The organism is Rossellomorea sp. y25, from assembly GCF_038049935.1.
Taxonomy (GTDB): Bacteria; Bacillota; Bacilli; order Bacillales; family Bacillaceae_B; genus Rossellomorea.
The window spans coordinates 3122285-3148664 of sequence record NZ_CP145886.1; the positions used below are offsets into that span (position 1 = coordinate 3122285).

Consider the following 26380-nt stretch of genomic DNA (forward strand, 5'->3'; position numbering starts at 1 on the left):
TCAACTTTATTTTGTTTTAAGTTAACAATTATCATGATCATTAATGGCAATAACCAATAGAAAAAGGTCAACGAAGGAATAATTTCTACAGGAGAAATATTCATTCGTTGACCTTATGCTTTCATGAAATCATAGGGACTGATGCCTTCCATTCCAATCATTGGATCCTCATTCAGCAAGATTTCTTCAATGGGTAAACCTTCTTCAGGAGAAACTGCCGTGTTTTCTGCAGCGGTTAAACCGTTCAGTTTCTCGCTTAGGGTCGTTTTGCGGAGAAAATCATCTTCCCTCTCTACTCCAAGGGTAAAAGCATCAAGCTCCCCACAAAGAATGAGGAATTGCTTGCTCCTGGTAATGGCAGTGTAAAGAAGATTTCTTCTCAGCATCCGATAATAGCTTTTCACGACAGGTAAGATCACAATGGGAAACTCACTTCCTTGTGACTTATGGATCGAGCAGCAATACGCATGGGTAATTTGCATGAGATCTTGCCTCGTATAGGTGACCTCATTTCCCTCATATGAAACAATGATCATATCTTGCTTCTCGGTGTTTTCCTTCGCATAAAAGATCGAGACGATTTCACCGATATCCCCGTTGAAAACATTGTTTTCAGGTTGATTGACAAGTTGAAGAACCTTATCCCCAATACGATATTTCACATCTCCAAAGGCGATCTCTTTCCGGGTACCGTCATTGCTATTGAAAATTTCCTGAAGAAGCTCATTCAATCGGTCGATACCTGCAGGGCCTCGATACATAGGAGCTAGGACCTGTATATCCTTTGGGGAGTACCCTTTTTTCTTCGCGTTCTCAACGACTTTTTGAACGACTTCGGATATTTGATTGGTTCTGCATGGGAAGAAGGATCGATCCTTTTGCTGTTTGGTCAGGTCTTGAGGTACCTGTCCCCTTTTCATATAATGAGCAAGTTCAATAATGGAGGAGCCCTCTTCCTGTCTATAAATATCCGTTAACCTGACTGTTGGCACCACTTCCGATTTCAATAGGTCCTTTAGTACCTGGCCAGGACCGACAGACGGTAATTGATCCTCATCCCCGACAAGTATCACTTGAATATCCTCAGGCAGGGCCTTCAATAATTGATGGGCAAGCCACGTGTCGACCATGGACACTTCATCCACAATTAACAACTTTCCTTCAATCGCCCGTTCTTCATCACTCTTAAATCCTTCTTGACCGTTCCAGCCTAAAAGTCGGTGAATCGTCATGGCAGGGAGGCCCGTGGATTCTGTCATGCGCTTTGCCGCTCGACCAGTCGGGGCTGTCAGTAAGACAGGAAAGGGTTCATCCTTGTAATCCTTGGGATCCAAGGAGCAGCCATGGAGATCCGCAAACAGCTCCACAATCCCCTGAATGACGGTCGTCTTACCGGTTCCGGGTCCTCCGGTTAACAGAAGCATGGGGGACATCAACGCTGTTTCGATGGCTTCTTTTTGTGAAGGTGCGTATTGAACTCCCAGTCGGTCCTCCAGTGCTCCAAGTGATAGAAGAAATTCGGATTGAGGAAATTGATCTTTATATTGGGTTTGAGACAAAATCTTTTCAATGTTTGTCACGATTCCTTTTTCCGAGAAGTAAAGAGAAGGAACATATACCTTTGTGCCTTCTCCAATGACTTTACCCTCTTCCTCCAAGGAAACCAGTTGACTGGATATTTCAGTGTAATCGACCTTTTCGGGCTGACTTTTCTCAAGCAGCTCCTTCACCGTAACAATGAGTTCTTCTGCTTCGAGATACACATGGCCCTGCTTCACACATGTTTGCTCAAGGGTGTATAAACAGCCTGCTTTGATCCGGTCGGGATGACTGCCTGTCAACCCGATCTTAGAACCAATCTCATCGGCCCGGGTAAAGCCGATTCCTTCAATATCTTCCACAAGCTTATAAGGATTATTTTGAATGATATCAAGTGCCTGCTCTTTATAGGCTTGATAGACCTTCATGGAAATTTGGGGGCCAAATCCCAGGTCATTCAGCATGATCATGACCCGCTCCAAGCCTTGATGCTCGGAAAGCGTATCATAAATACTTTTCGCCTTTTCCTTTGGAAGCTTTGGAATTTCATCCAGCAGGCTCGGATTTTCGAGTATTTTGGTTATGGCGTTTTCCCCGATATGCTCCACTATCTTCTCAGCTGTTTTCTTCCCGATTCCTTTAAATAAATCACTTGATAAATAATGGACGACACCTTGTGTGGTTTGTGGGATTTCTTTCTTGAAATGCTTTGCATGAAACTGCATGCCAAACTTTGGGTGATCTTGAAACCTCCCATAAAACACGTAGGTCTCATCTTCATGAATCTTAGGAAAATTCCCGGTTACGACCGCTTCTTTGTCTTCATAAGTATCATTCGTTTCGTCCACCCGGATCCGGACGACGGTATAGAGATTTTCCTCATTATGAAAAATCGTGACAAGATGCCTTCCTTTTATATAGATTTCTTCCTCACCAAACAGCTTTAAAGAATCTTGCTGGCTCAAATCAGTGAACCCCCTAACTATTCACTTTGTTCATTTTTCAGCTTTTCGATCATCTTGATGCCATAACCCGCCAGCATATGATCTGGTTGAACTTCGATTGCTTTGTTGAAATACATCAGTGCCGTGTTTGCATCATCCTTATGACCTGCAAAGGCAACCCCTAAGTTGTAGTAAGCATCTGCGTGAGTTGGATCTGCTTCCACTACTTGAGATAATTGCGCAATCGCTTCTTCGTATGCTTCAACCTTCGCTAAGCATAGACCTAACTGGAAGCGCGCCTCTGTATCCTCTTCATTCAGTTCGACACTTCGTTGCAAGTAAGGAAGAGCCAGTCTCGGCTGCTCTAATTGGAACAGGCTGACTCCGAGCATAAAGTAGACATCGGCATTCTCCATTCCCTTTGAAACAGCTTTTTCAAATTGATCCTTTGCTTCATCAAAGTTATTCTCGTTAAAGTACAGGTTCCCCAGGGAATAATAGGCTGCCCCTGCATTCTCATCGATTGAGATTGCACGTTCAAAAAATTTCTTCGCCTTTTCGTTGTCTCCAACCGACATGAGTACGTTCCCAAAATTTATATACCCTACCGGATCCTTTGGATTTACTTCAATGGCTTCTGTAAAAAGTTTGACAGCCTCTTCTACTTTTCCTTCTTGCAATAACTCAATTCCTTTTAAATTCTTATCCAATTCAAACACCTCTATATTTTCTTTATTTATGTATGCAAGCTGAGTAATGATTTTCTCACTTATCGTTACTAGTATAACATACGGGACTTTCAATTTCGGTATCGATCAATGATGAAAAAAGGACTGAGAGAGGAGAGTTTGCACATCTCTTCTTCTCAGTCCTTTGGTCAGTGTTACCCTACATAGGTAAGTTTTTTCTCATCTTTGTAAATGGTATCGATCGTTCCTCCACCCAGACACTCATCACCATTGTAGAAAACAACCGCTTGTCCTGGTGTGACAGCACGGATGGGCTCGTCAAAGATGACTTTCACCTTACCATCTTCTAAAGGAATGACCGTTACGTTGTTATCATCCTGACGGTAACGGAATTTTGCCGTGCAGGCGAATTCAGCCGGTTTCTCACCATTCGAGGTCCAGTGAACATCCGTTGCGAGAATGGAATCTGAATAAAGGGCGGGATGCTCAAAGCTTTGACCTACATAGAGCACGTTTCTTTCAAGGTCCTTCCCGATGGCGAACCAAGGCTCTCCGGCCCCACCTATACCCAGTCCATGGCGTTGGCCAATCGTATAGTACATCAATCCATCGTGTTTTCCCATCACTTTACCGTCTAATGTTTCCATCGTTCCTGGTTGGGCAGGTAAATAGTTGCTCAAGAAATCTTTGAAGTTGCGTTCACCGATGAAGCAAATCCCCGTACTGTCTTTCTTGGCAGCAGTCGCAAGGCCCGCTTCCTTAGCAATTTCCCTAACCTTTTTCTTGTCGATGCCGCCTAGGGGGAACATCACTTTTTCAAGTTGCTCCTGCCCTAACTGATTGAGGAAGTACGTTTGATCCTTATTGTTGTCGACACCGCGGAGCATCTTGTATTCTCCATCACGGTATTCAACCTGTGCATAGTGGCCGGTTGCCAGATAATCTGCACCAAGTTTCAGTGCATGATCAAGGAATGCTTTGAACTTAATTTCTTTATTACACATCACATCCGGGTTTGGTGTTCTTCCAGCTTTATATTCGTCAAGGAAATACGTAAACACTTTATCCCAGTATTGTTTTTCAAAATTCACAGCGTAGTAAGGAATACCAATTTGGTTACATACTCGAATCACATCGTTGTAATCTTCAGTTGCCGTACATACTCCGTTTTCATCGGTATCATCCCAGTTTTTCATGAAAATCCCGATGACTTCGTAGCCTTGCTGCTTTAATAATAATGCGGCTACGGAAGAATCCACTCCACCAGACATTCCAACGACTACTCTCGTATCCTTTGGTTCTTTTTTCACTAACGCCACCTCCTTATTCCTTCATTCGTCCAATTGAGACGAACATATTAAGATGTTAGACGTTTTACAATTTTTGCGACTTCATGGGCAGTCCAGACAATTTGTTCCTTCGTATTGCCCTGACCAAAGCTGAAACGAATGGAGTTCCTTGTATTCTCAGACTGACTTCCAAACATCGCGACTAGTACATGCGAAGGCTCTATAGATCCAGCTGTGCAAGCAGAACCGCTTGATACAGCAATACCTGACATATCTAAATTCACCAGCATAGACTCAACATCCGTGCCAGGAAAGCTTAAGTTTAGCACATGGGGTAATCCATACTCAAGAGATCCGTTCTCCTCAAAGGCAATGTCTGCGCCGGCTAAGGTTTCTTTCAGTAAGACCTTGAAACCAGAGTACTTGGAAATTTTCTCTTCTATCGCATTTTGAGCAATTTCTACTGCCTTTCCCAGTCCAACAATGGCTGGGACGTTTTCTGTACCGGCACGGCGTTTTCTTTCCTGCTCTCCGCCGTATAATCCAGGCTGCAGATCCATGTTTTTGTGTAAATAAAGGAATCCGATCCCTTTCGGACCATTGATCTTATGGCCTGAAACTGAAAGCAAATCAACCCCGAGCTCTTTCACATCGATTTCTGTTAATCCGAAAGCTTGTACAGCATCAGTATGAAAATAAGCTTGATGATCCTGCAGAAGTTTTCCAATCTCTTTAATCGGCTGGATCGTCCCCACCTCATTATTCCCAAACATGATCGTAACGAGGATCGTATCGTCGCGAAGTTCCTTTTGCAGTTCCTCCACCGATATCCTGCCTTTACGATCTACTGGCAGGTACGTCACCTCAAACCCTTTGGACTCTAAGAATTTACATGCATGTAAAACAGCATGATGCTCTGTTTGTGTGGTTATGATGTGATTCCCTTTACCTTTATTCGCTTCGGCTGAACCGATAATGGCTAAATTATCCGCTTCCGTTCCACCGCTTGTAAAAATGATTTCATTGTAATCTGCATGGATACTTTGAGCAATGATGGTTCGTGCATGATCGACAAGATGACGTGATGCACGGCCAAACGAATGAATGCTCGATGGATTACCAAAGGTCTCCCTCATCACTGAAGTCATTTCTTCAATCACTTCAGGATGCATGGGGGACGTTGCAGCATGATCCAAATACACTCTTTCCATTATAGTAACCTCCTAGATATAGAACATGTATGCATCTGATTCACCATCATCAGAATGACTGGCTAAATCTTCTATCGTTGTATTGTCGAGCACTTCTTTCACGGCATCACGAATGCGGATCCAAAGCTCACGTTTTGCCGGTTCTTCATCTTCAATCCCTTCGACGGGACTGATAGGCCCTTCAAGGATCCGGATAATATCCCCAGCTGTAATTTCAGATGGCTCATGTCCTAAGACATACCCGCCGTATGCTCCCCGGATGCTTCTTACAAGTCCTCCGTTACGCAGGGGAGCCACCAGCTGCTCAAGATAATGTTCCGAGAGCTCATGCTGCTGCGCGATCGTTTTAAGTGAAGTCGGACCTTCACCATGGCGTTTTGCTAATTCAATCATAATCGTTAAACCGTATCGGCCTTTAGTAGATATCTTCATGTCCAGCACCTCTAATATATTTAATAACGTTACAATCATAAATGAGTCGTATCTTTCTTCTATATTGACTTTTGTTATTATAGCATATCCTTCCTCTCACTGTGAAAAGGGCGTCTTCATTCACTTCCCTCCTTTTTCCCAGCCACAATATTTCCTTATGAGAACCTCCTATGATAAAGTGAATCTAACTAGAACGTCAGTTTGGAGAGATGTTTCATGTCGATTAAACCACTTGCCTTTAAGATGAGACCCAGAACCATTGATGAGATCATCGGACAGCAGCATTTAGTTGGAGAAGGAAAGATCATAGACAGGATGGTAAAAGCAAAACAGCTTTCTTCCATGATCTTATATGGTCCACCCGGGATTGGAAAAACGTCCATCGCGAGCGCCATTGCCGGAAGTACGAAATACCGGTTTAAGACCCTGAATGCCGTAACCAATAATAAAAAAGATATTCAAATCGTAGCGGAAGAAGCCAAAATGTCGGGAAAAGTAATTCTTCTATTAGATGAGGTTCATCGCTTGGATAAAGGAAAGCAGGATTTTCTCCTTCCTTATTTAGAGAACGGGATGATCACCCTAATTGGGGCAACAACAAGCAATCCCTATCATGCGATCAATCCAGCCATACGAAGCAGATGCCAAATTTTTGAACTAAAGCCCCTTTCCATTGATGAAATGAAAGTCGCCTTGAATCGAGCCATTGAAGATAGAGAACGTGGATTAGGGGAGTATTCACTTGATGTGACCGACGAAGCGATTGAACATTTTGCGAGCAGCAGCTTCGGGGATGTCAGAAGTTCCTTGAATGCTTTGGAATTGGCGGTTCTGTCCACTTCACCGGATGAGGACGGGGTCATTCGCATCGATGTAAGCATTGCGGAAGAATGCCTTCAAAAGAAAAGCTTTTCTCACGATAAAGATGGAGATGCCCATTATGATGTCGTAAGTGCCTTTCAGAAGTCGATTCGTGGAAGTGACGTGAATGCCGCTCTTCACTATTTAGGCAGACTCGTTGAAGCCGGGGATCTTCCAAGCATCGCCCGCAGACTATTGGTGATTGCCTATGAAGATATCGGCCTTGCCAATCCTCAAGCAGGACCAAGAACATTGGCGGCAGTCGAAACTGCTGAGAAAATCGGATTTCCAGAAGCGAGAATCCCGTTAGCCAACGCAATCATCGAACTTTGTCTCTCACCTAAATCGAACTCGGCGATCACGGCCATCGACCTGGCACTCGGTGATATCCGTAAAGGAAAAAGCGGCGAGGTTCCGGATCACTTAAAAGATGCTCACTATCAAGGCGCCAAAGAACTTGGAAGAGGAATCGAATACAAGTATCCACACAGCTATGAATCAGGATGGGTACCGCAAACCTATTTACCTGACAAATTAAAAAATGCTAACTACTATACTCCAAAATCGACTGGGAAATTTGAACAGGCGATTGCCCAGGTGTATGAAAAGATTAATAAGCAGATGAAATAACAAAGCCGGAGGCGGCTCGTTGTGGCCCAAAACTGGCATTTCTCTATCAAAACCTGCTGAAAGGACGATCCTTTTTGGCAGGTTTTTGTTTTTTGGACTGCTTTCCCATCCATTTATAGGGATTGACGGGTGGTATTAAGGGGTAATTCCGGTTGTTGTGCCACTTTCACCAAAACTTGTGCCAGATTTGTAGTTTGTTGTGCCACTTTCACCAGAACTTGTGCCAGATTCACGTTTTGTTGTTCCAAATTGTGAACAACCTCCTAAGATAGACTTTTGACTTATCCAATCATGTAAAAAACAGCCATCCTAGTTTACCTTTTCAAAAAATTTCTACTGTTGATACCCATATCTCCTCACCCCATCATACATTAGTAAAAAAGCCTGGAGGTGTATGGATTGATTATCATTGAAAATGGATTGTCAAGTAATGGGTTGCAGAATCTATCACCTGTAGAAAAAAGCATCGTTAAAGCGCTGGAAAGCAGTCCTACGGAGTATCGTTACCGTAATTTAGGCGAGCTCATATTTGAGTTGAAGATGCGGGAACGATTCATTGCCAATGCAAGGAGCATGGATGAGGGTGACGCCAAATTCGCTGCTTTTGAACATTCCTATTTCAACTCTGCCTTTTGGATCAAGACTCCATATGGATATAGGCTTCGCGACTCGAAGCTTCCATCAGAGGCCATTGAAGATATATTCACAAATAGCTCTGCCTATAGCTTCGAATGTGTCACCAGCATTGTCCTCATTTACTATAAATCAATCCTTGATACGATCAGGACTTCTTATTTCAATCAGCTGTTCTCCCCCCTTTTAGTGTGGGGTCACAATTATGACGATGATATGAGCATGGTCACCTATGAAGGCGTGGACTATATTCCAGGGGATGTTTATTATTTCTCTAACCCTGATTATGACGATCCGATATGGATGGGGGAAAATTCTGTGTTTTTAGAAGAGGATCAGTATTTTGGTCACGGAGTGGGAATCATGACTCATGATGAAATGATAGAAGCTTTAAATACTCTTCGAAAAAAAGATGCAACCGAATCAGCCTTTCTCCTTCAACAAGTCACCCGTTTGAAGTTCTCAGATTTATACCGGTATGCATAAAAGTGACGAACTGTGATGAGTCCGTCACTTTTTGTTGCTTTTTAGTTGTCCAGCTACGGCGGCTAGACCCTCGAGGGCATAAGTCAAACTTCCCAAAAAGGCAAAGGACGCCTTTCCGGGATGTTCGCCTTATGCTTGTCGGGTCTGACCAAGCCGCCTCCGCTTTTCTATGCCGCTACATCCCTCTTATTAAAGACGATGAAGGCCAGCAGCTGGAAGATGATGAAGTAGATGATGAGCATGGTGATCGAGAAGCCCATGGTCATGCCGTCCACTAGCGGTGGTGTGAAACCTGTATATTGAGTCAGATCTGTGTTCGCGAACAGACTGAATTTTGCCCAGTCGAATCGAAGAGCGAGCAGGCTCGTTGCATTGGCTCCCACAAATAATAGAAACAGGGAAATCCCGATAGCCAGTGAGCTGCTTCTGAATACGGTCGAAATCATGAATGCCATCGTAGCCATCATCACGACATCGATGGTTTTCAATAAATATGTTTTAATCAGGTACCCGACAATATTTTGTTCGACTACCTTTCCATCCACATACGCCAAATGAGTTGATTGATCTGTTCCGCCAAATAATAGAAGGCCGATCAGGAATGATACAACGAATAATACAAGTAGCATACTCATTCCGAATAAAATGACGGTGAAATATTTAGATAACAGGATTTTAGTCCTGGAAATAGGGCGGATGAGCAAAAGCTTGATAGTGCCCCAGCTGAACTCACTTGCCACAACTCCCGCTGCCACGATGATGGCAAACAGACCTACAACAAGAACGGAGAATGCATTCGTTTCTACAAACGTCCAAACGGTTTCTTTCACTTTAGGCTGAATGTCGTTTTCAATTCGATATTCATTAATAGCAATCCTTCTTTCGGTGTCTTTCACGATAAACTTATTCATACTTGGATTTTCAGATAACATTTGCTTATCTGCTTCCACTTGTCCTGTCAGTTCCTGCTTCCAGTTTTCCGATTCCTTTGCTTTTCCGTCATCATACTTGGTGAAAGCAGCCGTAACACCAATAATAAGAATAAGTAATCCGAGCATTACATACGTTCCGACCCGCTTGAATATTTTTGTCCATTCATTTCTGATAAGACTAAGCATGCACGACCTCTCCTTTATCATTCGTAATTTCTAAGAATCTGTCTTCTAATGTTTTGGCAATTGGCATAACGCTATAAATTTGAACATCTGCTTCCACTAGAGCGCGAATGACATTCGGGACTTGCTCTTTTGTTAGAGCTACCTGAACTTCCGAACCCTTGGCTTCATATTTAATTGCTGGATCAAATAATTTCAGTACAGCTTGGATTTTTTCAGCATCATTTACCTCAAAATGATAAACCTGCTCTGACCCCTCTACAAAATCACGCACCTGCTGCACATCCACAAGCTTTCCGGATTGGATGATCCCGATACGATCACACATCATTTCCATTTCAGATAATAAGTGACTCGATACGATAACCGCCATACCCTCTTCCTGGGCAAGCTTTCTGATATACGCACGAATTTCGCGGATACCGGCAGGATCCAGTCCATTTGTAGGCTCATCGAGTATGAGGAGCTTTGGTTTATGGAGCAGGCATTGCGCCAGACCCAAGCGCTGTCTCATTCCAAGTGAATAAGTTTTCACTTTATCATTGATGCGGTCTGTTAAACCGACAAGTTCGATGACTTCCTTCATTCTTTCTTCGGTGATTCCATTTTGCATGCGGGCAAAATGTTTTAAGTTTTGATATCCCGACATGAACTTATAGAGCTCCGGGTTTTCAACGATGGCACCAACATCCTTAATGGCACCTTCGAAATCTTTTTTGATGCTCTTCCCAGAAATCAGGACGTCTCCTTTTGAAATATTCATTAGTCCTACTATCATTCGGATCGTCGTCGTTTTTCCTGCTCCATTAGGTCCCAGAAAACCGAATACTTCCCCTTCATACACATCAAAGGATAAATTATCGATAATGGTCTTGCCTTTAATGACTTTTGAGACACCCTGTAATTGCACAACCGTCTTCATCACTTCATCTTCCCTTCTTTTTTCGTTGTTTGTTTCAACCACTGCAGGACTGACAATCCTTCTATTTCTCTAAGCTCTTCTACCTGACAGTGCCCTTTAATTTCTCCATCATTGATAATGAACGCTTCATCAAGTATCCCTTCAATTTCATCGATTTCATGGGTTGCTATGATCACTGTCTGATTCCCGAAATCGATATAGGATAAGAGACCTTTCACGATGGAGTCCCTTACCATGGGATCCAAACCTGAAAATGGTTCATCCAGGAGCAGGACCTCCGTATTTCGGGACAGGGCAAGAACAAGCTTCAGTCTGCCGCGATTTCCTTTCGATAAATGCTTGATCTTCTTCTTGCTATCCAGCTCCATAAATCCCACTAACTCATGAGCACGGGTCAAGTCAAAGTCTGAGAATTGAGAGGCGTAAAACCGGATCATCCCATCAACGGTAAATGCTTCGTAAAACATATCCAATTCAGTAAGATACGCCACTTCACTTGCTTGTTTCCGGGTAACAGGCTTGCCGTTCATGGTCACAGTACCTGCACTCGGAAGAACTAAACCTGCGATCATCTTCAAAGTGGTCGATTTTCCGCTGCCGTTCGGACCTAAAAGACCATAAATCTTACCCTTTTCAAATTGAAACGACGTATTCTTTAAGGCCATTTCATTTCCATATTTTTTGGTTACACCTTCAAATTTCACAACCATCTCTATTCCTCCCCTCTTTGGGCAAGGTATCTCTCGACGCCATTTATCATTTGTTCTTTTGTTAATCCCAGTTCTTTCATATTCTTAATGAACGATTCAATCACTTCCTGTTGGACCTTTTCATTCAAAACTGAAAGAACCTCTTCCTTTTCCGTTACAAATGTTCCCTGCCCTCTCCTCGTCTCCACAATTTCCATCCTTTCTAATTCGCTGTACGTACGTTGAATGGTATTTGGATTCACCCCGGATTGAACGGCCATTTCCCGGACAGAGGGCAGTTTGTCACCCGGAGTTAATTCTTTTCTTACAATCTCACGTATGATTCGATCAGCTATTTGAAGGTATATCGGCTTGGAAGCTGTATATTCCTCTGTCATGTATTACACCTCAACCTTACGATCTAATAACCAGCATGAAATGATAAATACGACTATCATGACTATTCCCTCGAATACAAACGGCAGCAAGGGCAGCGGGATCATTTCAGGATCAAAACCGGCCTTCGCCTGATTGGAACCAACCGAGAAAAAGACGCCCGAACTCACTTCAACAGTAAAAGTATCGAAGAGTAATCTTTCCACCCATTTAATGCTCATAAGAAATGCGACAATACTTTGATACACAATGATAAAACCAGCTACAAAAATCCATCGTATACTCTTGATGGATGGATACTTTGAAAGAGAGTGGTAGAAGGTCCATAAGAAAATCGTCCATCCGGATATATACAGGCCCACCACCGTTACGCCTAAATTAAAGAAGATGCCTTCTTTAATCGGCCAATAGGAGAAAAGAGAGGCTTCCGGATACATGAGCATGGAGATGATCCCCAGGCCATCCACTAACAGTAGTGACAAAGTGGAGTAAATAAATGCAATAATCAACTTGGGCAACAAGAGCATAAACCCGTTATAGGGACTGTGAAGCCAGAGCTGTGTTTTCCCTTCCAGACGAAGCATGGAGCATACGATGCCCGGAAGAAAGGCAAAATGAAATACACCGATCATGATGAGAAAGATTTGAACAATCGTTGGCTCTTTGACGAAATTCCCGATCACCAATCCAATAATGTAAATCAGAAAAATAATCGCTAACCAGCCAAAAAACCAAACCTTAGAGGTTTTAAAGTCTTTCCAAAGAAGACCTGTAAAAGCGTTCATACGTGCACTCCTTTTAACGTGTCATGGTGTTCTAGTTAGATAGTACACTATGACACATTAAACAGTCAATCCTTTTTTAACCCAATTAATGGAATTAGTTTTCAAGAATGTGTACAGCTGGCTAAGAGGAGGCTTGAAGTTGGATAGAAAATTCGCCGTACTGCTTAAAGTATAGAAAAAGGACTGAATCCATTTTAGATTCAGTCCTTTTTCTGGGCATTATTTGTCTTTTACTCTTTTAATTTCAATATGCTTTAACAGCTGGTTCATCACATGACTGGCTGCAATCAAACCTGCAACCGATGGAACAAACGCATTGGAAGACGGAGGAAGTTGCGCTTTACGAATCTTTGCATCATCTTTTCCTACTTCTTTTCGAATATCTTCACGGATGACAATCGGACTTTCATCAGAGAAGACAACGGTTACGCCTTTTTTAATTCCTTCTTTTTTCAGGCGGGTACGAATCACCTTGGCAATTGGATCCGTATGCGTTTTACTGATATCCGCAATTTTAAAGCGTGTGGGATCGGTTTTATTCGCCGCTCCCATGCTCGCGATTAGAGGAATATCTCGTTTTATGCACTCTTTCATTAAGTGAATTTTATAGGAAATCGTATCAGAAGCATCGATCACATAATCCAATCCCTGATTGAAAAATTCCTCGTATGTTTCCTCCGTGTAGAACATCTTTAAAGCAATGACTTCACAGTCTGGATTAATATCCTTAATGCGGTCCCTCATCAGATCGACCTTTGGCTGACCCACTGTAGAGAGCAATGCATGGACTTGACGATTGACGTTGGTGATATCCACATCATCTTTATCCACTAACACAAGACGGCCTACACCCGATCTGGCTAAAGCCTCAGCTGCAAAGGATCCCACTCCCCCGATTCCCAATACTGCCACCGTACTATTTTTAAGGGTTTGAAGTCCTTCTTTACCGATCGCTAGTTCATTTCGTGAAAACTGGTGTAGCAAAATAATCAACTCCATTATAAGTATTCAACTAGGTTTATACTGAATTAGAATAAAGGATATAGGACCGAAAATCAATATGAAATGTTGTCCCTCTCCCTTCGTTTACCCCATTAAGAGAAGATTTAGTCCCAACAAAAAAGCCAGGCCTCTATTCAGCCTGACTTTTCATTCTATAAGATCTTCGTTAAACTATCATGTTTGGATGAGTCCCAATCGTGCCGCCGCCATCATTTCCTTCGTTTTGAACCCGCTCTCGGCAGGTGGGTGCTTTATTCCACTATTTGTTAGTCCCCGGCACGGGGCATGAACGCCTAGCAGAAACGTCAAGCTCCCAAAGTTTGAAGTGTTCGGTCAAAACTGTTAGGTAAAAACGTCGCACACATCAGGACTCGTTTGTGATTGTTTAAATAATATCATATCACCATGATGTTTTCAATGAATGACCCCCGGAATTTAATTACATTATTCTACATCGAGCGACAAAGATAACTCTTTTAATTGAGCTTCACTTACTCCACCAGGAGCGTCCGTCAGTACACAGCTTGCACTTGCCGTTTTCGGGAAGGCAATCGTATCACGAAGATTCGTGCGACCTGCAAGTAGCATCACTAAACGGTCAAGCCCAAGGGCGATTCCGCCATGTGGAGGTGTTCCATATTCAAAGGCTTCCAAAAGGAAACCAAACTGTTTTTCCGCTTCTTCCTTGGAGAATCCAAGTACGCTGAACATTTTTTCTTGAATGTCACGCTCGTAAATACGAAGAGAACCTCCGCCCAGCTCATATCCATTTAATACAAGGTCATAAGCTTCTGCACGAACAGCACCGGGATCTGTTTCAAGCAGTTCCAGGTCTTCTCTCACTGGCATAGTGAACGGGTGATGAGCGGCATAATAGCGGTTCTCACCTTCATCAAACTCAAGTAATGGCCAGTCTGTCACCCATAGGAAATTGAATTTCGTTTCATCAATCAATCCCAATTCTTTTCCTAATTTCAGACGAAGGGCACCCAGGGCATCCGCTACTACTGTCTTTTTGTCAGCGACAAACAGTAACAAGTCTCCTGCTTCTGCATGGGCTGAAACAGAAATTTGTGCAGCATCTTCTTCTGTCACGAATTTGGAGATAGGTCCTTTTAAGCCTTCCTCTTCTACTTTTAACCAGGCGAGACCTTTTGCACCATAAACGGAAACAAATTCTGTCAACGCATCAATGTCTTTACGGGAATACCCGGAAGCTCCGCCTTTTACATTGATTAATTTCACTTGACCACCATTTGAGACCGCACCGGAGAATACTTTAAACCCTGAATCCTTCACGATTTCTGATACATCGACCAGTTCCATTCCAAAGCGTGTGTCCGGTTTGTCTGAACCATATCGGCTCATAGCATCATCATACGACATTCTAGGGAATGGAATTTGAACGTCTAAGCCTTTCACATCGTTCATCAGCTTGTTCATCATACTCTCTACCAGGGAGATGATTTGCTCTTTATCCATAAAGCTCATTTCCATGTCAATCTGAGTGAATTCAGGTTGACGGTCTGCACGAAGGTCCTCATCACGGAAACAACGGGCAATTTGATAATAACGGTCAAACCCGGATACCATCAACAATTGCTTGAAAATTTGCGGTGACTGAGGAAGCGCGTAAAATTCACCTTGATGTACACGGCTTGGTACCAAATAGTCACGGGCACCTTCTGGCGTACTCTTTGTTAAAATCGGCGTTTCCACATCCAGAAATCCGTTATCGTTTAAGAAACTACGGAATGAAGTAGTAACATTATGGCGCATCTTAAATGTTTCCATCATCGCTGGACGACGAAGATCTACATAACGGTATTTCAAGCGAACATCTTCAGACACTTCCATTTGATCATCAATCATGAATGGAGGGGTCTTGGCTTCATTTATGATTTGAACCTCTTCTGCGTGAATTTCCACTTTTCCTGTTTTCAGGTTGGGGTTCACCGTTCCTTCTCCTCTTGCTACGACAGTTCCCGTCACACTTAATACATACTCATTACGAATTTTTTCCGCAAGAGCCAGAGCGTCTTCTGATAAATCGGGATTAAACACGACTTGAACAATGCCCTCTCTATCACGAAGGTCGATAAAGATTAATCCACCTAAGTCCCTTCTCTTTTGAACCCAGCCTTTTAAGGTGATTTTTTCACCTGTGTATGATTCCGTTATCTCTCCGCAATACGCCGTTCTTTTTGTCATCATATTCTCCTCCTTGTCAAATCCAGGTGCTTATTTACCGAGTTTGTTCTTTACATTTTCTACGAAATGATCAAGACTTATTTCTTCCTGCTCACCAGTAGACATATCTTTAAGATTGATTTTATTTTCTAGTATTTCGTTATCGCCAATGACGGCTACATATTTCGCTTCATAACGGTCAGCTGCCTTAAATTGACCTTTCACCTTGCGATCCAGGTAATCCTTCTCTGAAGAAATTCCCACTTGTCTTAAGTTGTGAAGGAGTTTAACAGCATAATCTTTTGCTTCTTCTCCCAGTGAAACAATAAAGCAATCCACACCTTGCTCGATTGGAAGTTCAACGTTTTCAGCTTCCAGAGCGGAAAGAAGTCTTTCGATACTGAAGGCAAAACCGATTCCAGGGGTTTCAGGACCACCGATCATTTCCACCAGTCCATTGTAACGCCCTCCACCACAAAGGGTCGTGATGGCTCCAAAGCCTTCTGCGTCACTCATGATTTCAAAGGCAGTGTGATTATAATAATCAAGGCCGCGAACAAGCGTCGGATCGACTACGAATTCAACATCCATCCCGGTTAAGTGGGATTGGACCTTTTCGAAATAGGCTTTCGATTCATCATTTAAGTAATCGAGAATCGATGGTGCCGTAGCCATTAATTCATGATCGCGGTCTTTTTTACAATCCAGGATACGTAGTGGATTCTTCTCTAAACGATTTTGACAATCTCCACAGAATTCATCGATTCTTGGTTTAAAGTGATTGATCAGCGCTTCTCTGTGAGCGTTTCGGCTACCCGCATCTCCAAGACTATTAATGACTAACTTTAATTGAGTCAGTCCCAGTTTCTTGTAAATCCCCATCGCTAATGAAATCACTTCCGCATCAATCGCCGGGTCTTCACTTCCTAATGCCTCAACCCCGAACTGGACAAATTGACGGTACCGGCCGGCCTGTGGTCTTTCATACCTGAACATAGGTCCGGAGTAAAAGAGCTTTGTTGGTTGATTCGGATGACCGAACATCTTATTGCCTACGAAGGATCGAACAACAGAAGCGGTGCCTTCAGGTCGCAGTGCCAAGCTTCTGCCTCCACGGTCTTCAAACATATACATTTCTTTCTGTACGATATCCGTTGTATCTCCTACACCTCGGGTAAATAGTTCGCTCGCCTCGAAGATAGGGGTGCGGATTTCTTTATACTGATAGGCGTGACAAAGATTCTTTGCCACTTCCTCTACATACTGCCACTTCTCTACTTCACCTGGTAGAATGTCCTGTGTACCTCTTGGAATTTGAATGGACAAGATGATTTCCTCCTTCTCGAATACAGTTAAATTTATGTAAAATAAAAAAAGCCCTCAATCCCTTGTATATAATACAAGGGACGAGAGCTGTTATTCCCGTGGTGCCACCCTAATTGAAGTCTATCAAGACCTCCACTTAGCCAGTTAACGCCTGGTACGTTCATCTCCTACTAAAGAACCTTTTTCAGAGAGAAACCTCCTGAGTGTTCATTCACTAAGTCACATTGTAGAAATGCTCTCAGCCAAGGCATTTCCTCTCTTTACACGTGGGTGTCAGCTACTATGCTCGATCAACGGTTTTTGTAAATGTTATTTTATTTCTATAATGATACGGATGCCGTTAGTTCATGTCAAGAGGTTTAAAAAAATTTCGTTACGATCTTTCCATTTTCTTTTTCAGTAACTTAACTTCTTTCAACGATAACCCGAACTCGGAAGCAAGTTCCACATTCAATGCATCTTTCTCACGTTCTAGAAACTGGTGAAAATCAACACCGAACAGCTGGTTATCACCATTTGCATTCATAAACCCTTTTTCACTTGACCTCAATTCAATCATCCTTTCAAAACATTCCTTAACTCTATCATTTCCAATTACCTATTTTTATTTCGTTTTAGAGGAATTTAATTTTTTTTATCGTATTAAAACCTTAAGGGTTTTTTCGATAAACCGTCGGAATTTTGATCAATATCTTAGTGAAAGGATCCGATATTACTATTGTGTTTGTTTATTACTAACAGGAGGTGACGATGATTAAGAAAATTATTGCATCGATACTGATTGTGCTCATGATCATTCCTTTTCAGGCACTTGAAGCTGATTATACACATGCAGATTCAGGTACGGCCACAATCAGTGTTTCGACTCTGAATGTCCGGACGGGTCCTGGACTCAGTTATCCCGTTCTGACGAAGGTACATAGAGGGGAAGAGTACAGTATAGTAGATACACAAAATGAGTGGTATAAGGTCACGACCGATAGTGGAGAGGGCTGGGTTGCCGAATGGTTGGTCTCAGTAGAAGCTGCCGCTTCCGACGTTTCTCCCAAACAGGAAAGACGGGTGATCACAGATGGGTTACGCGTCAGAAAAGGCCCAAGCACCTCTGAAGGAGTCGTGACGGTTCTAAACTCCGGTGATAGAGTATCCGTTTCCGACGAAGAGGGTGACTGGCTGTTCATCGAATCGGATAAGGGCAGCGGCTGGGTGCATGAGGAATATGTGTCGGAAAACAACGCAACTCCTTCCCCATCGAAAAAGAGTGAGAATAAACAAGGAATCATCACCGACAACTCCCTAAATGTTCGAACCTCCCCTTCTCTTCAAAGTTCCGTCCTTGGAGTATTAAACAAGGGAGATCATGTAGAGGTAACAGGAAGTGTCAGCGGGTGGTACGAGATTCAATTTGGCAGCGACAAGGCGTGGGTGAACGATGCATATGTAGAATTCTCTTCGATGGCCAATGACGAGGAGCCCGCCTCCTCGTCCACAAATCTTGTAGGAATCATTACGGTTCACAGTTTAAATGTCCGTGATGAAACCTCATTAAACGGGAGCGTCGTTGGAAAGGTCTCAAAAGGGGAGAAATATTCCTTATTAAAAGAGAAAAACAATTGGTATCAGATTAAGCTCTCAAATGGGAAAAAAGGCTGGATTGCCGGCTGGTATGTCCAAAAGACCGTTACTGCCTCCGCCCATGAGAGTGAACCATCTTCAGAAAAAGAAAACGTCACAGTCCTATACAATGGTACCAATATCAGAAGTGAAGCAAACGCCAGGGCAAGCGTCATCGAACGGGGCTCCAGTGGTGACAGCTTCCCCGTTATCAGCAAAAACGGAGATTGGTATGAAATTGAATTAGATGACGGCAGTGCAGGTTTTGTTGCCGGCTGGGTGGTGTCCATCCGATCCAGCACCGGGGAGAACACCACTCCTCCACGCAAGCGAAGCGGCGGCTTACAAGATAAAGTCGTGGTGATTGATCCGGGGCATGGAGGCAGGGACAGCGGAACGATCGGAGCAAGTGGGACATTGGAAAAGCTCCTTACCATGAGAACCGGGGAACTCCTTGCCGAAAAGCTAAAGAGCGCTGGAGCCAAAGTGGTCTTAACAAGGAAAAACGATGAATATCTTTCATTACCATCAAGGGTATCATTATCTCATTATTATCAGGCTGATGCCTTTATCAGCCTCCATTTTGACAGCATTCTGGATTCCTCTATCGTCGGGCATACTACCTACTATTATCAAGGTCACCAGGAAGAATTGGCAGATGAAATTCATGGAAGCCTTGCAGAGCGGTTACCGACGAAAGACCGGGGTGTACGGGTAGGAGATTATCACGTTGTTCGTGAAAACAATCAGCCGGCTGTCCTTTTGGAGCTGGGGTTCTTAAGTAATCCGGCAGAGGAAGCCAATGTCAATACACAGTATTTCCAAGACCTGGCGGCAACGGCTATCTATCATGGGTTAGGAGATTACTTTACTAACTGATGCTGCGCCCAATGCAGTATGCTTCATGAATAAAAAAGCTGATCCTTTAGCTAAATGAAGGATCAGCTTTTTATTATTTACTTTCTATCATTAACGTAACAGGACCATCATTCGTTAAACTCACGTCCATCATGGCTCCAAATACGCCCGTTTCCACTTTAATACTTTTTTCTTTTAATACCTTATTAAAGTAGTCGTAAACAGACTCTGCGTGATCGGGCTTCGCTGCACTCATGAAGTTTGGCCTTCTTCCCTTACGGCAGTCCCCGTAAAGAGTGAATTGAGAGATGGAGAGAATCTCGCCTTCTACATCCAGCAAAGAATGATTCATCTTCCCCTCTTCATCTTCAAAAATACGCAAATTCACTACCTTGTCTGCAACATAACGAGCGTCTTCTTCCGTATCTTCATGGGTGATCCCCACAAGCAATACAACACCTGAACGAATCGCTCCCTTTACTTCTCCATCAACAGTGACGGAGGCTTCTTTACTTCTTTGCAGTACAACCCTCATAAAGAAATCTCCTTTAATTCATGATTCTCCTTACAGCATAAATATCTGAAATTTGTTTAATTCTTTCCACGACTTTGTGTAAGTGGGAGATATTGTGAATCGAAATGGACATATTGATGGTTGCCACTTTATTCCGATCGGATTTTCCACTTACGGCAGATATATTCGTCTTCGTCTCGTTTACCGCCTGAAGCACTTCATTCAATAGACCTCTGCGATCGTAACCGGAGATTTCAATATCCACATTATATTCTTTGCGGTCATTTCCATCACTTTCCCATGACACTGGTATGAGACGCTGCTCTACTTCATCAGCCATAACGTTTGTACAGTCAGCCCGATGGACAGAAACCCCACGGCCTTTTGTAATAAACCCTACAATCTCATCCCCGGGAACAGGACTGCAGCAACGTGATAGTCGGATAAGAAGATTGTCAATCCCCTCTACCTGAACACCTGCGTCTTTTTTACGCTTGACAGGTTGAGCATTTAATTCCTTCATCGTTTCTTCCAGGCTATCTTCCTGTTCACGTTTCTTTCGGTCTCTTTCCGTTAAGCGATTCGCAATTTGAGCGGCCGTAATGCCGTTATACCCAACGGCTGCATACATATCTTCTTCATTTGAGAAATTAAACTTCTCTGACACACGTTTAATATTTTCAGGAGTAAGGATTTCTTTCACATCGAAATCTTGATTCTTGATTTCTTTTTCTACTAAATCCCGGCCTTTTTCAATATTCTCTTCTCTTCGCTGCTTTTTGAAGAATTGCTTGATCTTGTTCTTTGCTTGAGATGTTTGCGCAAGCTTCAGCCAATCCTGACTAGGGCCATATGAATGTTTGGACGTAAGTATTTCGATGATGTCCCCTGTTTTCAGCTTATAGTCAAGAGTGACCATCTTGCCATTTACCTTGGCACCGATCGTTTTGTTACCGATTTCTGAATGAATGCGATATGAAAAGTCAATCGGAACAGATCCCGATGGCAGTTCCAGTACATCCCCTTTAGGGGTGAACACAAAGACCATATCAGAAAAGAGATCAATCTTAAGAGATTCCATGAACTCCTCAGCATTTGCAGATTCATTCTGGAACTCCAATATCTCCCTGAACCAGGAAAGCTTTTTCTCGAAGGAAACCGTTTCGTTCGCTTCTTTTCCTTCTTTATATGCCCAGTGTGCCGCTACACCGTATTCAGCAATCTGGTGCATTTCAAGGGTTCTGATCTGTACTTCAAGGGGATCCCCTTTAGGCCCGATGACAGTCGTATGAAGTGATTGATACATATTCGGTTTCGGCATGGCGATATAATCTTTGAACCTGCCAGGCATTGGCTTCCAGCACGTATGAACGATCCCTAAAACGGCATAGCAGTCCTTTATGCTATCTACCACAACACGTACTGCCAATAAGTCATATATTTCATTGAACTGCTTGTTCTGAAGAGCCATTTTGCGATAAATGCTGTATATATGTTTAGGACGGCCTGAGATTTCCGCTGTGATTTTCACGTCGCCTAATTTATCCTTAACCTCATTTACAACGTCCTCTAAATACTCTTCACGCTCCGCACGCTTTTTCTTCATCAGGTTGACAATACGATAATACTGTTGAGGATTTAAATATCTCAAAGAGGTATCCTCTAATTCCCATTTGATCTTTGAAATCCCTAAACGATGCGCCAATGGGGCAAAGATTTCCAGGGTTTCATTTGCAATTCTTCGCTGCTTCTCCTGTGGCAGATGTTTCAACGTTCTCATATTATGCAAGCGATCTGCCAATTTAATCAGAATGACCCGGATATCCTGAGCCATAGCCACAAACATTTTCCGGTGATTTTCAGCCTGTTGCTCTTCCTGTGACTTATATTTAATCTTTCCAAGCTTTGTGACCCCATCTACAAGCATGGCCACTTCCGCATTGAATGCTTCCTCGATTTCTCCAAGAGAAACACCGGTATCCTCCACTACATCATGAAGAAAACCGGCAGCGACGGTTGCCGGATCCATTTCCAGATCCGCGAGTATTCCTGCTACCTGGATGGGATGAATGATATAGGGTTCACCAGACTTACGGTACTGCTCACTATGGGCATCCCTTGCATACTCATAGGCTTTCTGGACCATCCCTACATGCTCATCATTTAAGTATTCTCTTGTTTTATCAATAACCTGTTCAGGGGTTAGTACTTGATCTTTAGCCATGATCAAAATCACCTTTGTATTTTAATATATTTCACTAGTGTTCGATTTTAATGATTGTTACTATTATCAAAAAAAAACAGGGTTATGTAAAGGGGTAAGTGTAAAATTCTCAGAATTCATCTGTTTTTGTCGATGATTGTCGACAAAAACAACCACTCCATTCATTTATAACCTCCCATTAACCCTTCCAAATAAAAAATAAGGGCTGACATTCAAAACCAGATGTCAGTCCCTTAAGTTAACAGTATACCACATAGTATATACGTGTATGAGAGTTGATAAACAAAATTAGTATTGCATTAATGTAAGAATATCATAGTTATCAAGCTTATCGCGACCGTCAAGGTACGTTAATTCGATTAAGAATGCCGTCCCCGCCACAATTCCACCTAATTCTTCTACAAGCTTAATCGTAGCTTCGATTGTTCCGCCCGTTGCAAGCAAGTCGTCCGTGATAAGAACTCTTTGTCCAGGTTTGATTGCGTCTTTATGAATTGTCAGTGCGTCTTTTCCGTACTCTAATCCATATTCTTTTTGAATGGTTTCACGTGGTAACTTACCAGGTTTACGTACAGGAGCAAAACCCACTCCCAATGCATACGCCACTGGACAGCCAATGATGAACCCTCGTGCTTCCGGTCCTACAACCAGGTCGATTTGTTTCTCTTTTGCGTATTCTACGATTTGATCTGTCGCGTATCTATAAGCATCACCATTATCCATTAATGTAGTGATGTCTTTAAACTTAATTCCTTCTTTAGGCCAATCCTCGACGATGGTAACATATTGTTTTAAGTCCATGCTTTTACTTCCTCCTCAATTGTAACAGACTCTTCTATCCTTTCATTAAACCAAGTCTTCAACTCTTGATAGGAAGAATATAACAATTCGTTTTCCAGCTCGTATTGTTGTCGTTTCTTCTGATATGTGAGAGATTCAGAAAGATCTTTCTTGGTTTTAGCAGGATTAAGAGAAATAAATCCATTCACTATTGTAACAAACTTCAAATCAAAAAACACCTGTGACATGAAATCTATTGTTTCTTTTGACCAGCCTTTGTATTTCGCCAGGTCATCACCATGTTTATTTAAATCAAATGATCCGCGCTTTGTTAAAAATCCATAGTACCATTTGAAATGGTCACGCGTTGGCATCGTACTGAAAAAATGATCTTCTTCCTGGAAGAAATGAGCATAAATCCGGTGCGGCCGCCCCTTCTTCAAGAGATCTTCAAGTATTGGTTTAGAAGTCGGCAGATCCAGAAGCACCAAACTTGCCTTATCGGTGGAAAGTCCTTCGAGTGAAGAACCATCCTCAAGCAGGATCACTTCATCTTTTTCCAGACTCAGCTTTTCTAAAGTAGCCGGATTAAAACAAATGATTTTTTTATTTTCTTCAGGTATGAGCCCATTCCATTTATGGACTTGTTTAATCCCCCGGACATCAAATAATTGCCAATGCTCAATTTTCACATCATGTAAAAATAGTTGAGGCTTCTTGCGGTTATTCCATTCATTTATGGATAACTCACCTATTACAGAGGCATTTGAAAATGGGGTCATATGATCCGCCAGTTCTCCCAATCCAAAACCGACTCCGTCCAATTGAATGCCATTGTCTTCTAGGACCAGTTTCAAATGATTTTGTGCAGATCCGATTTTTTTATAGTGTTCGATGCTTACACTGTCTATGATCCATTTCGGTTTTGGATTATGCATCCCGAAAGGGGCCAGAAGCTGAAGCTTTTCAATCGACTCTACAGAGATTTCATCCACTGTAACAGAAGCATCAAGCTGTGTGACGGGTATAAGGTCATCTTCCGTCAATTCAGTCGAAGCCAACTCATTTAATCGGTTTCTGAACTGAGCTACATCGTCTAACTGTAAGGTCATACCTGCAGCCATCGGATGTCCCCCAAAATGGGGAAGGATATCACGGCAGGTTGATAAATTCTTGAACAAATCGAACCCTGTGATACTTCTTGCCGATCCCTTTGCCGTTCCCTTTTCAGAATCGAAACTAAGCACGATGGTCGGACGGTAAAACTTGTCGACTAAGCGTGAAGCTACAATCCCGACTACTCCAGGGTTCCAGCCTTCTTTTCCGATTACAAGTACAGCGTTTTCGTTCAGGGGAAAATCATTCTCCACCATCTCAACCGCTTCTTCGGTCATTTGAGACACGATCGCCTGTCTTTCTTTATTCAAGCTGTCAATTTCTTCAGCCAGGGCCTTCGCTTCCTCGGCATCTTCTGTGAGCATAAGATCGACGGCAGGATCTGCATCCCCTAACCGTCCGACTGCATTGATACGGGGAGCAATCATGAACCCAATGGATTCTTCCGTGATTTCCTGTTGTTGAGCATTTGCAATTCGGCATAATGCTTTGATTCCCAATCGGTTTGAAACACGTAGCTGGGAAATCCCACGCTTGGCCAGAAGGCGATTTTCTCCTCTTAACGGCACTAAATCGGCAATGGTTCCAATCGCAGCTAGATCAAGCAGGTGGGTAGGAAGTTCACCGTACAGTGCATGTGCCAGTTTGAATGCCACTCCCACTCCTGCCAATTCTCCAAATGGATAGGTAGTCCCTTCGACCTTTGGATGAATCAAGGCAAAGGCTGGAGGCAATTCCGGTCCAGGTTCATGGTGATCCGTAATGATCAAATCGATCTCCAGTTCTTTTGCCAATTTTGCTTCGTTCACTGCAGATATTCCCGTATCGACGGTTATGATGAGCGTGAATTCTTCATCCTTCGCCCAGCGAAAAGCTCCTTCATTCGGACCGTATCCTTCGCTGAACCGGTTTGGGATATAGAATTCCACATCTGCTCCGATGTCCCTTAACACTGTCATCAATACGGACGTACTACTTACACCATCAGCGTCATAGTCCCCATAAACAAGAATCCTTTCGCCATTTTCAATGGCTTTATGGATTCTTTCCGTTGCTTTCTTCATATCTTCAAATAAAAATGGATCGTGAAATGAATCGCCTGTATCAAATAAAAAATTCCGGGCTTCTTCTACGTCGTCCAAGTCCCGGTTGATTAATAATTTCGCCACAAGCGAAGGTACTTTTAATTCATTTGCCAGTTCTGATATTTTATGTTGATCTGATTCTGTCATCATCCAACGTGTTTTCGAGTTTAACATACGTTCACCCCTCAGCCTTACTCATTATACAAAAAGGAGGGGGCGGTTTCAATCTTAATAGAAGGGTGATGCCAAAGAAAAGGCTGCTTGGGAAGTCCAACCAGCAAAAGGCTGATCTTGAAAATCTTCATACAGATTCAGCTATTGATCCTGGTCCAGAATCAGATAGTAATCTAGTTTCATCACTATTGGTGATTAAGAGGGAGATTTTGTGGCAAAACCCCAATTTTGTGCTTAAAAACGTAAATTATCAAGTGACTACTTGGAGGAACCCTGCCAATGAGTGTATTTTCTGGATACCTGTGATGAAAATCCAGCCGTTTTCAGTGATAATCCGGCCGAAATTGGTGATAATCCAGCCGTTTTTCGTCATAATCCAGCCGTTTCGGTTGAAAATCCGGCCGAAATCCGAAAAAATCCAGCCGATTAACAATTTTCACCAAAAGCTAACAAAGCCGGATCTACATGCATGTCCCATCAGAGTGATTCTTTATAACAAAAAAAACAGCCTGGTGGCAAAACCACCAAGCTGTTTACTCTCCCGTTTCCCCTACTGTGCCGGGAGCACTCTTTTTCAAAGGAACTTTTTCTGCCTTTTCTTTATGCATACCTTCGGCTTGTTCTTTTAACAGTAAATTTTCTTTCTCTAAAGCCTTTACTTTCCTTTGGACGACGAATAATCGAAACAGTCCAACCGAACCGATAATGATTCCCCCCATGAATACAGATCCGAGTATGACTAATATAAGAGGCCAATCAGCTTCACCAAAGAAATAATTGACGGTGACAGGATCTACATTGATGACAGCGAAAATGGAAACCACCAAAGCAAAGAAAATACCTAATAATAATGTCCACTGAAATTTCATCGGATTC

General features: G+C 42.8%; 24 protein-coding genes, 1 other RNA gene and 1 other annotated feature. Of the genes, 4 read left to right on the plus strand and 21 right to left on the minus strand.

Features of this window, described 5'->3' with window-relative positions; translation table 11 throughout:
* Positions 1-113 precede the first annotated feature (113 nt).
* From AAEM60_RS15845 to AAEM60_RS15865, 5 genes are all read right to left on the minus strand, one after another.
* Positions 114-2504 (minus strand): ATP-dependent RecD-like DNA helicase, encoded by a 2391-nt coding sequence (locus AAEM60_RS15845; protein WP_341356616.1) that lies wholly within the window; start codon positions 2502-2504, stop codon positions 114-116.
* 17 nt (positions 2505-2521) lie between these two features.
* Complete coding sequence (locus AAEM60_RS15850) at positions 2522-3193, minus strand: tetratricopeptide repeat protein (RefSeq protein WP_341356617.1); 672 nt, start codon at positions 3191-3193, stop codon at positions 2522-2524.
* Between the two features lie 173 nt (positions 3194-3366).
* Positions 3367-4482: a tRNA 2-thiouridine(34) synthase MnmA gene (gene mnmA / locus AAEM60_RS15855; RefSeq protein WP_299738639.1), complete on the minus strand. Its 1116-nt coding sequence runs from the start codon at positions 4480-4482 to the stop codon at positions 3367-3369.
* 47 nt (positions 4483-4529) lie between these two features.
* Entirely contained in the window at positions 4530-5672 is a 1143-nt protein-coding gene (locus tag AAEM60_RS15860) for a cysteine desulfurase family protein (protein WP_299738641.1), read from the minus strand.
* 12 nt (positions 5673-5684) lie between these two features.
* Positions 5685-6104, minus strand: coding sequence for an Rrf2 family transcriptional regulator (locus AAEM60_RS15865; protein ID WP_044339554.1), 420 nt, complete (start codon positions 6102-6104; stop codon positions 5685-5687).
* Between the two features lie 216 nt (positions 6105-6320).
* On the opposite strand from AAEM60_RS15865, the gene AAEM60_RS15870 reads away from it, so the two are divergent.
* Entirely contained in the window at positions 6321-7595 is a 1275-nt protein-coding gene (locus tag AAEM60_RS15870; RefSeq protein ID WP_299738645.1) for a replication-associated recombination protein A, read from the plus strand.
* Positions 7596-7708: 113 nt separating this feature from the next.
* Here AAEM60_RS15870 and AAEM60_RS15875 read toward each other — a convergent pair whose 3' ends face one another.
* A complete protein-coding gene (locus AAEM60_RS15875; RefSeq protein WP_299738648.1) occupies positions 7709-7843 on the minus strand; it encodes a hypothetical protein in 135 nt (44 codons plus the stop codon).
* Positions 7844-7994: 151 nt separating this feature from the next.
* Between AAEM60_RS15875 and AAEM60_RS15880 the strand changes: the two genes are divergently transcribed.
* A complete protein-coding gene (locus AAEM60_RS15880) occupies positions 7995-8714 on the plus strand; it encodes a protein-glutamine gamma-glutamyltransferase (RefSeq protein ID WP_299738651.1) in 720 nt (239 codons plus the stop codon).
* A gap of 167 nt (positions 8715-8881) precedes the next feature.
* On the opposite strand, the gene AAEM60_RS15885 is transcribed toward AAEM60_RS15880, so the two are convergent.
* From AAEM60_RS15885 to AAEM60_RS15930, 10 genes are all read right to left on the minus strand, one after another.
* Positions 8882-9832, minus strand: coding sequence for an ABC transporter permease (locus AAEM60_RS15885; RefSeq protein ID WP_341356618.1), 951 nt, complete (start codon positions 9830-9832; stop codon positions 8882-8884).
* Positions 9825-10751 carry an ABC transporter ATP-binding protein gene (locus tag AAEM60_RS15890; protein ID WP_299739644.1) on the minus strand — a complete coding sequence of 309 codons (927 nt, stop codon included), beginning with the start codon at positions 10749-10751 and terminating at the stop codon, positions 9825-9827. Before AAEM60_RS15890 ends, AAEM60_RS15885 begins: the two co-directional genes overlap by 8 nt.
* On the minus strand, positions 10751-11461 hold the full coding sequence (locus tag AAEM60_RS15895) for an ABC transporter ATP-binding protein (RefSeq protein WP_299738656.1): 711 nt from the start codon (positions 11459-11461) through the stop codon (positions 10751-10753). Before AAEM60_RS15895 ends, AAEM60_RS15890 begins: the two co-directional genes overlap by 1 nt.
* Positions 11462-11463: 2 nt before the next feature.
* On the minus strand, positions 11464-11838 hold the full coding sequence (locus AAEM60_RS15900; RefSeq protein WP_299738659.1) for a GntR family transcriptional regulator: 375 nt from the start codon (positions 11836-11838) through the stop codon (positions 11464-11466).
* 3 nt (positions 11839-11841) lie between these two features.
* Positions 11842-12621 (minus strand): hypothetical protein, encoded by a 780-nt coding sequence (locus tag AAEM60_RS15905; RefSeq protein ID WP_299738661.1) that lies wholly within the window; start codon positions 12619-12621, stop codon positions 11842-11844.
* 219 nt (positions 12622-12840) lie between these two features.
* Positions 12841-13605 carry a tRNA threonylcarbamoyladenosine dehydratase gene (locus AAEM60_RS15910; RefSeq protein ID WP_299738663.1) on the minus strand — a complete coding sequence of 255 codons (765 nt, stop codon included), beginning with the start codon at positions 13603-13605 and terminating at the stop codon, positions 12841-12843.
* A gap of 202 nt (positions 13606-13807) precedes the next feature.
* Positions 13808-13997, minus strand: a non-coding RNA gene (gene ssrS / locus AAEM60_RS15915) — 6S RNA.
* A 70-nt stretch (positions 13998-14067) separates the two neighbouring features.
* Positions 14068-15834: an aspartate--tRNA ligase gene (aspS, locus tag AAEM60_RS15920; RefSeq protein WP_299739646.1), complete on the minus strand. Its 1767-nt coding sequence runs from the start codon at positions 15832-15834 to the stop codon at positions 14068-14070.
* Positions 15835-15864: 30 nt separating this feature from the next.
* Positions 15865-17139 carry a histidine--tRNA ligase gene (gene hisS, locus AAEM60_RS15925; protein WP_299738665.1) on the minus strand — a complete coding sequence of 425 codons (1275 nt, stop codon included), beginning with the start codon at positions 17137-17139 and terminating at the stop codon, positions 15865-15867.
* Between the two features lie 73 nt (positions 17140-17212).
* Positions 17213-17442 (minus strand) — a binding site (T-box leader).
* Between the two features lie 70 nt (positions 17443-17512).
* Positions 17513-17689, minus strand: coding sequence for an RNA polymerase subunit sigma-70 (locus AAEM60_RS15930; protein ID WP_113971304.1), 177 nt, complete (start codon positions 17687-17689; stop codon positions 17513-17515).
* A gap of 200 nt (positions 17690-17889) precedes the next feature.
* On the opposite strand from AAEM60_RS15930, the gene AAEM60_RS15935 reads away from it, so the two are divergent.
* Positions 17890-19632: an SH3 domain-containing protein gene (locus AAEM60_RS15935; RefSeq protein ID WP_341356619.1), complete on the plus strand. Its 1743-nt coding sequence runs from the start codon at positions 17890-17892 to the stop codon at positions 19630-19632.
* 73 nt (positions 19633-19705) lie between these two features.
* On the opposite strand, the gene dtd is transcribed toward AAEM60_RS15935, so the two are convergent.
* From dtd to recJ, 4 genes are all read right to left on the minus strand, one after another.
* Entirely contained in the window at positions 19706-20146 is a 441-nt protein-coding gene (dtd, locus tag AAEM60_RS15940; protein ID WP_299738671.1) for a D-aminoacyl-tRNA deacylase, read from the minus strand.
* Between the two features lie 13 nt (positions 20147-20159).
* Positions 20160-22349, minus strand: a complete 2190-nt coding sequence (locus AAEM60_RS15945) for a bifunctional (p)ppGpp synthetase/guanosine-3',5'-bis(diphosphate) 3'-pyrophosphohydrolase (RefSeq protein WP_299738673.1) — start codon at positions 22347-22349, stop codon at positions 20160-20162.
* 288 nt (positions 22350-22637) lie between these two features.
* Entirely contained in the window at positions 22638-23150 is a 513-nt protein-coding gene (locus tag AAEM60_RS15950; protein ID WP_044339542.1) for an adenine phosphoribosyltransferase, read from the minus strand.
* Complete coding sequence (recJ, locus tag AAEM60_RS15955) at positions 23141-25504, minus strand: single-stranded-DNA-specific exonuclease RecJ (protein WP_341356620.1); 2364 nt, start codon at positions 25502-25504, stop codon at positions 23141-23143. The genes AAEM60_RS15950 and recJ overlap by 10 nt, the downstream gene beginning before the upstream one ends.
* Before the next feature lie 283 nt (positions 25505-25787).
* Here recJ and AAEM60_RS15960 point away from each other — a divergent pair, with 283 nt between their 5' ends.
* Positions 25788-25934 (plus strand): hypothetical protein, encoded by a 147-nt coding sequence (locus AAEM60_RS15960; protein ID WP_299738679.1) that lies wholly within the window; start codon positions 25788-25790, stop codon positions 25932-25934.
* A gap of 103 nt (positions 25935-26037) precedes the next feature.
* Here AAEM60_RS15960 and AAEM60_RS15965 read toward each other — a convergent pair whose 3' ends face one another.
* Positions 26038-26373 (minus strand): lipopolysaccharide assembly protein LapA domain-containing protein, encoded by a 336-nt coding sequence (locus tag AAEM60_RS15965; protein ID WP_299738681.1) that lies wholly within the window; start codon positions 26371-26373, stop codon positions 26038-26040.
* Positions 26374-26380 lie beyond the last annotated feature (7 nt).

What these genes read in the sequence shown, in the direction of transcription:
- AAEM60_RS15860 (WP_299738641.1), bottom strand. Translation starts at nt 5,672, where the DNA reads ATGGAAAGAGTGTATTTGGATCATGCTGCAACGTCCCCCATGCATCCT.
- AAEM60_RS15865 (WP_044339554.1), bottom strand. Translation starts at nt 6,104, where the DNA reads ATGAAGATATCTACTAAAGGCCGATACGGTTTAACGATTATGATTGAA.
- AAEM60_RS15870 (WP_299738645.1), top strand. Translation starts at nt 6,321, where the DNA reads ATGTCGATTAAACCACTTGCCTTTAAGATGAGACCCAGAACCATTGAT.
- AAEM60_RS15885 (WP_341356618.1), bottom strand. Translation starts at nt 9,832, where the DNA reads ATGCTTAGTCTTATCAGAAATGAATGGACAAAAATATTCAAGCGGGTC.
- AAEM60_RS15890 (WP_299739644.1), bottom strand. Translation starts at nt 10,751, where the DNA reads ATGAAGACGGTTGTGCAATTACAGGGTGTCTCAAAAGTCATTAAAGGC.
- AAEM60_RS15895 (WP_299738656.1), bottom strand. Translation starts at nt 11,461, where the DNA reads ATGGTTGTGAAATTTGAAGGTGTAACCAAAAAATATGGAAATGAAATG.
- AAEM60_RS15900 (WP_299738659.1), bottom strand. Translation starts at nt 11,838, where the DNA reads ATGACAGAGGAATATACAGCTTCCAAGCCGATATACCTTCAAATAGCT.
- AAEM60_RS15905 (WP_299738661.1), bottom strand. Translation starts at nt 12,621, where the DNA reads ATGAACGCTTTTACAGGTCTTCTTTGGAAAGACTTTAAAACCTCTAAG.
- aspS (WP_299739646.1), bottom strand. Translation starts at nt 15,834, where the DNA reads ATGACAAAAAGAACGGCGTATTGCGGAGAGATAACGGAATCATACACA.
- AAEM60_RS15935 (WP_341356619.1), top strand. Translation starts at nt 17,890, where the DNA reads ATGATTAAGAAAATTATTGCATCGATACTGATTGTGCTCATGATCATT.
- dtd (WP_299738671.1), bottom strand. Translation starts at nt 20,146, where the DNA reads ATGAGGGTTGTACTGCAAAGAAGTAAAGAAGCCTCCGTCACTGTTGAT.
- AAEM60_RS15945 (WP_299738673.1), bottom strand. Translation starts at nt 22,349, where the DNA reads ATGGCTAAAGATCAAGTACTAACCCCTGAACAGGTTATTGATAAAACA.
- AAEM60_RS15950 (WP_044339542.1), bottom strand. Translation starts at nt 23,150, where the DNA reads ATGGACTTAAAACAATATGTTACCATCGTCGAGGATTGGCCTAAAGAA.
- recJ (WP_341356620.1), bottom strand. Translation starts at nt 25,504, where the DNA reads ATGTTAAACTCGAAAACACGTTGGATGATGACAGAATCAGATCAACAT.
- AAEM60_RS15965 (WP_299738681.1), bottom strand. Translation starts at nt 26,373, where the DNA reads ATGAAATTTCAGTGGACATTATTATTAGGTATTTTCTTTGCTTTGGTG.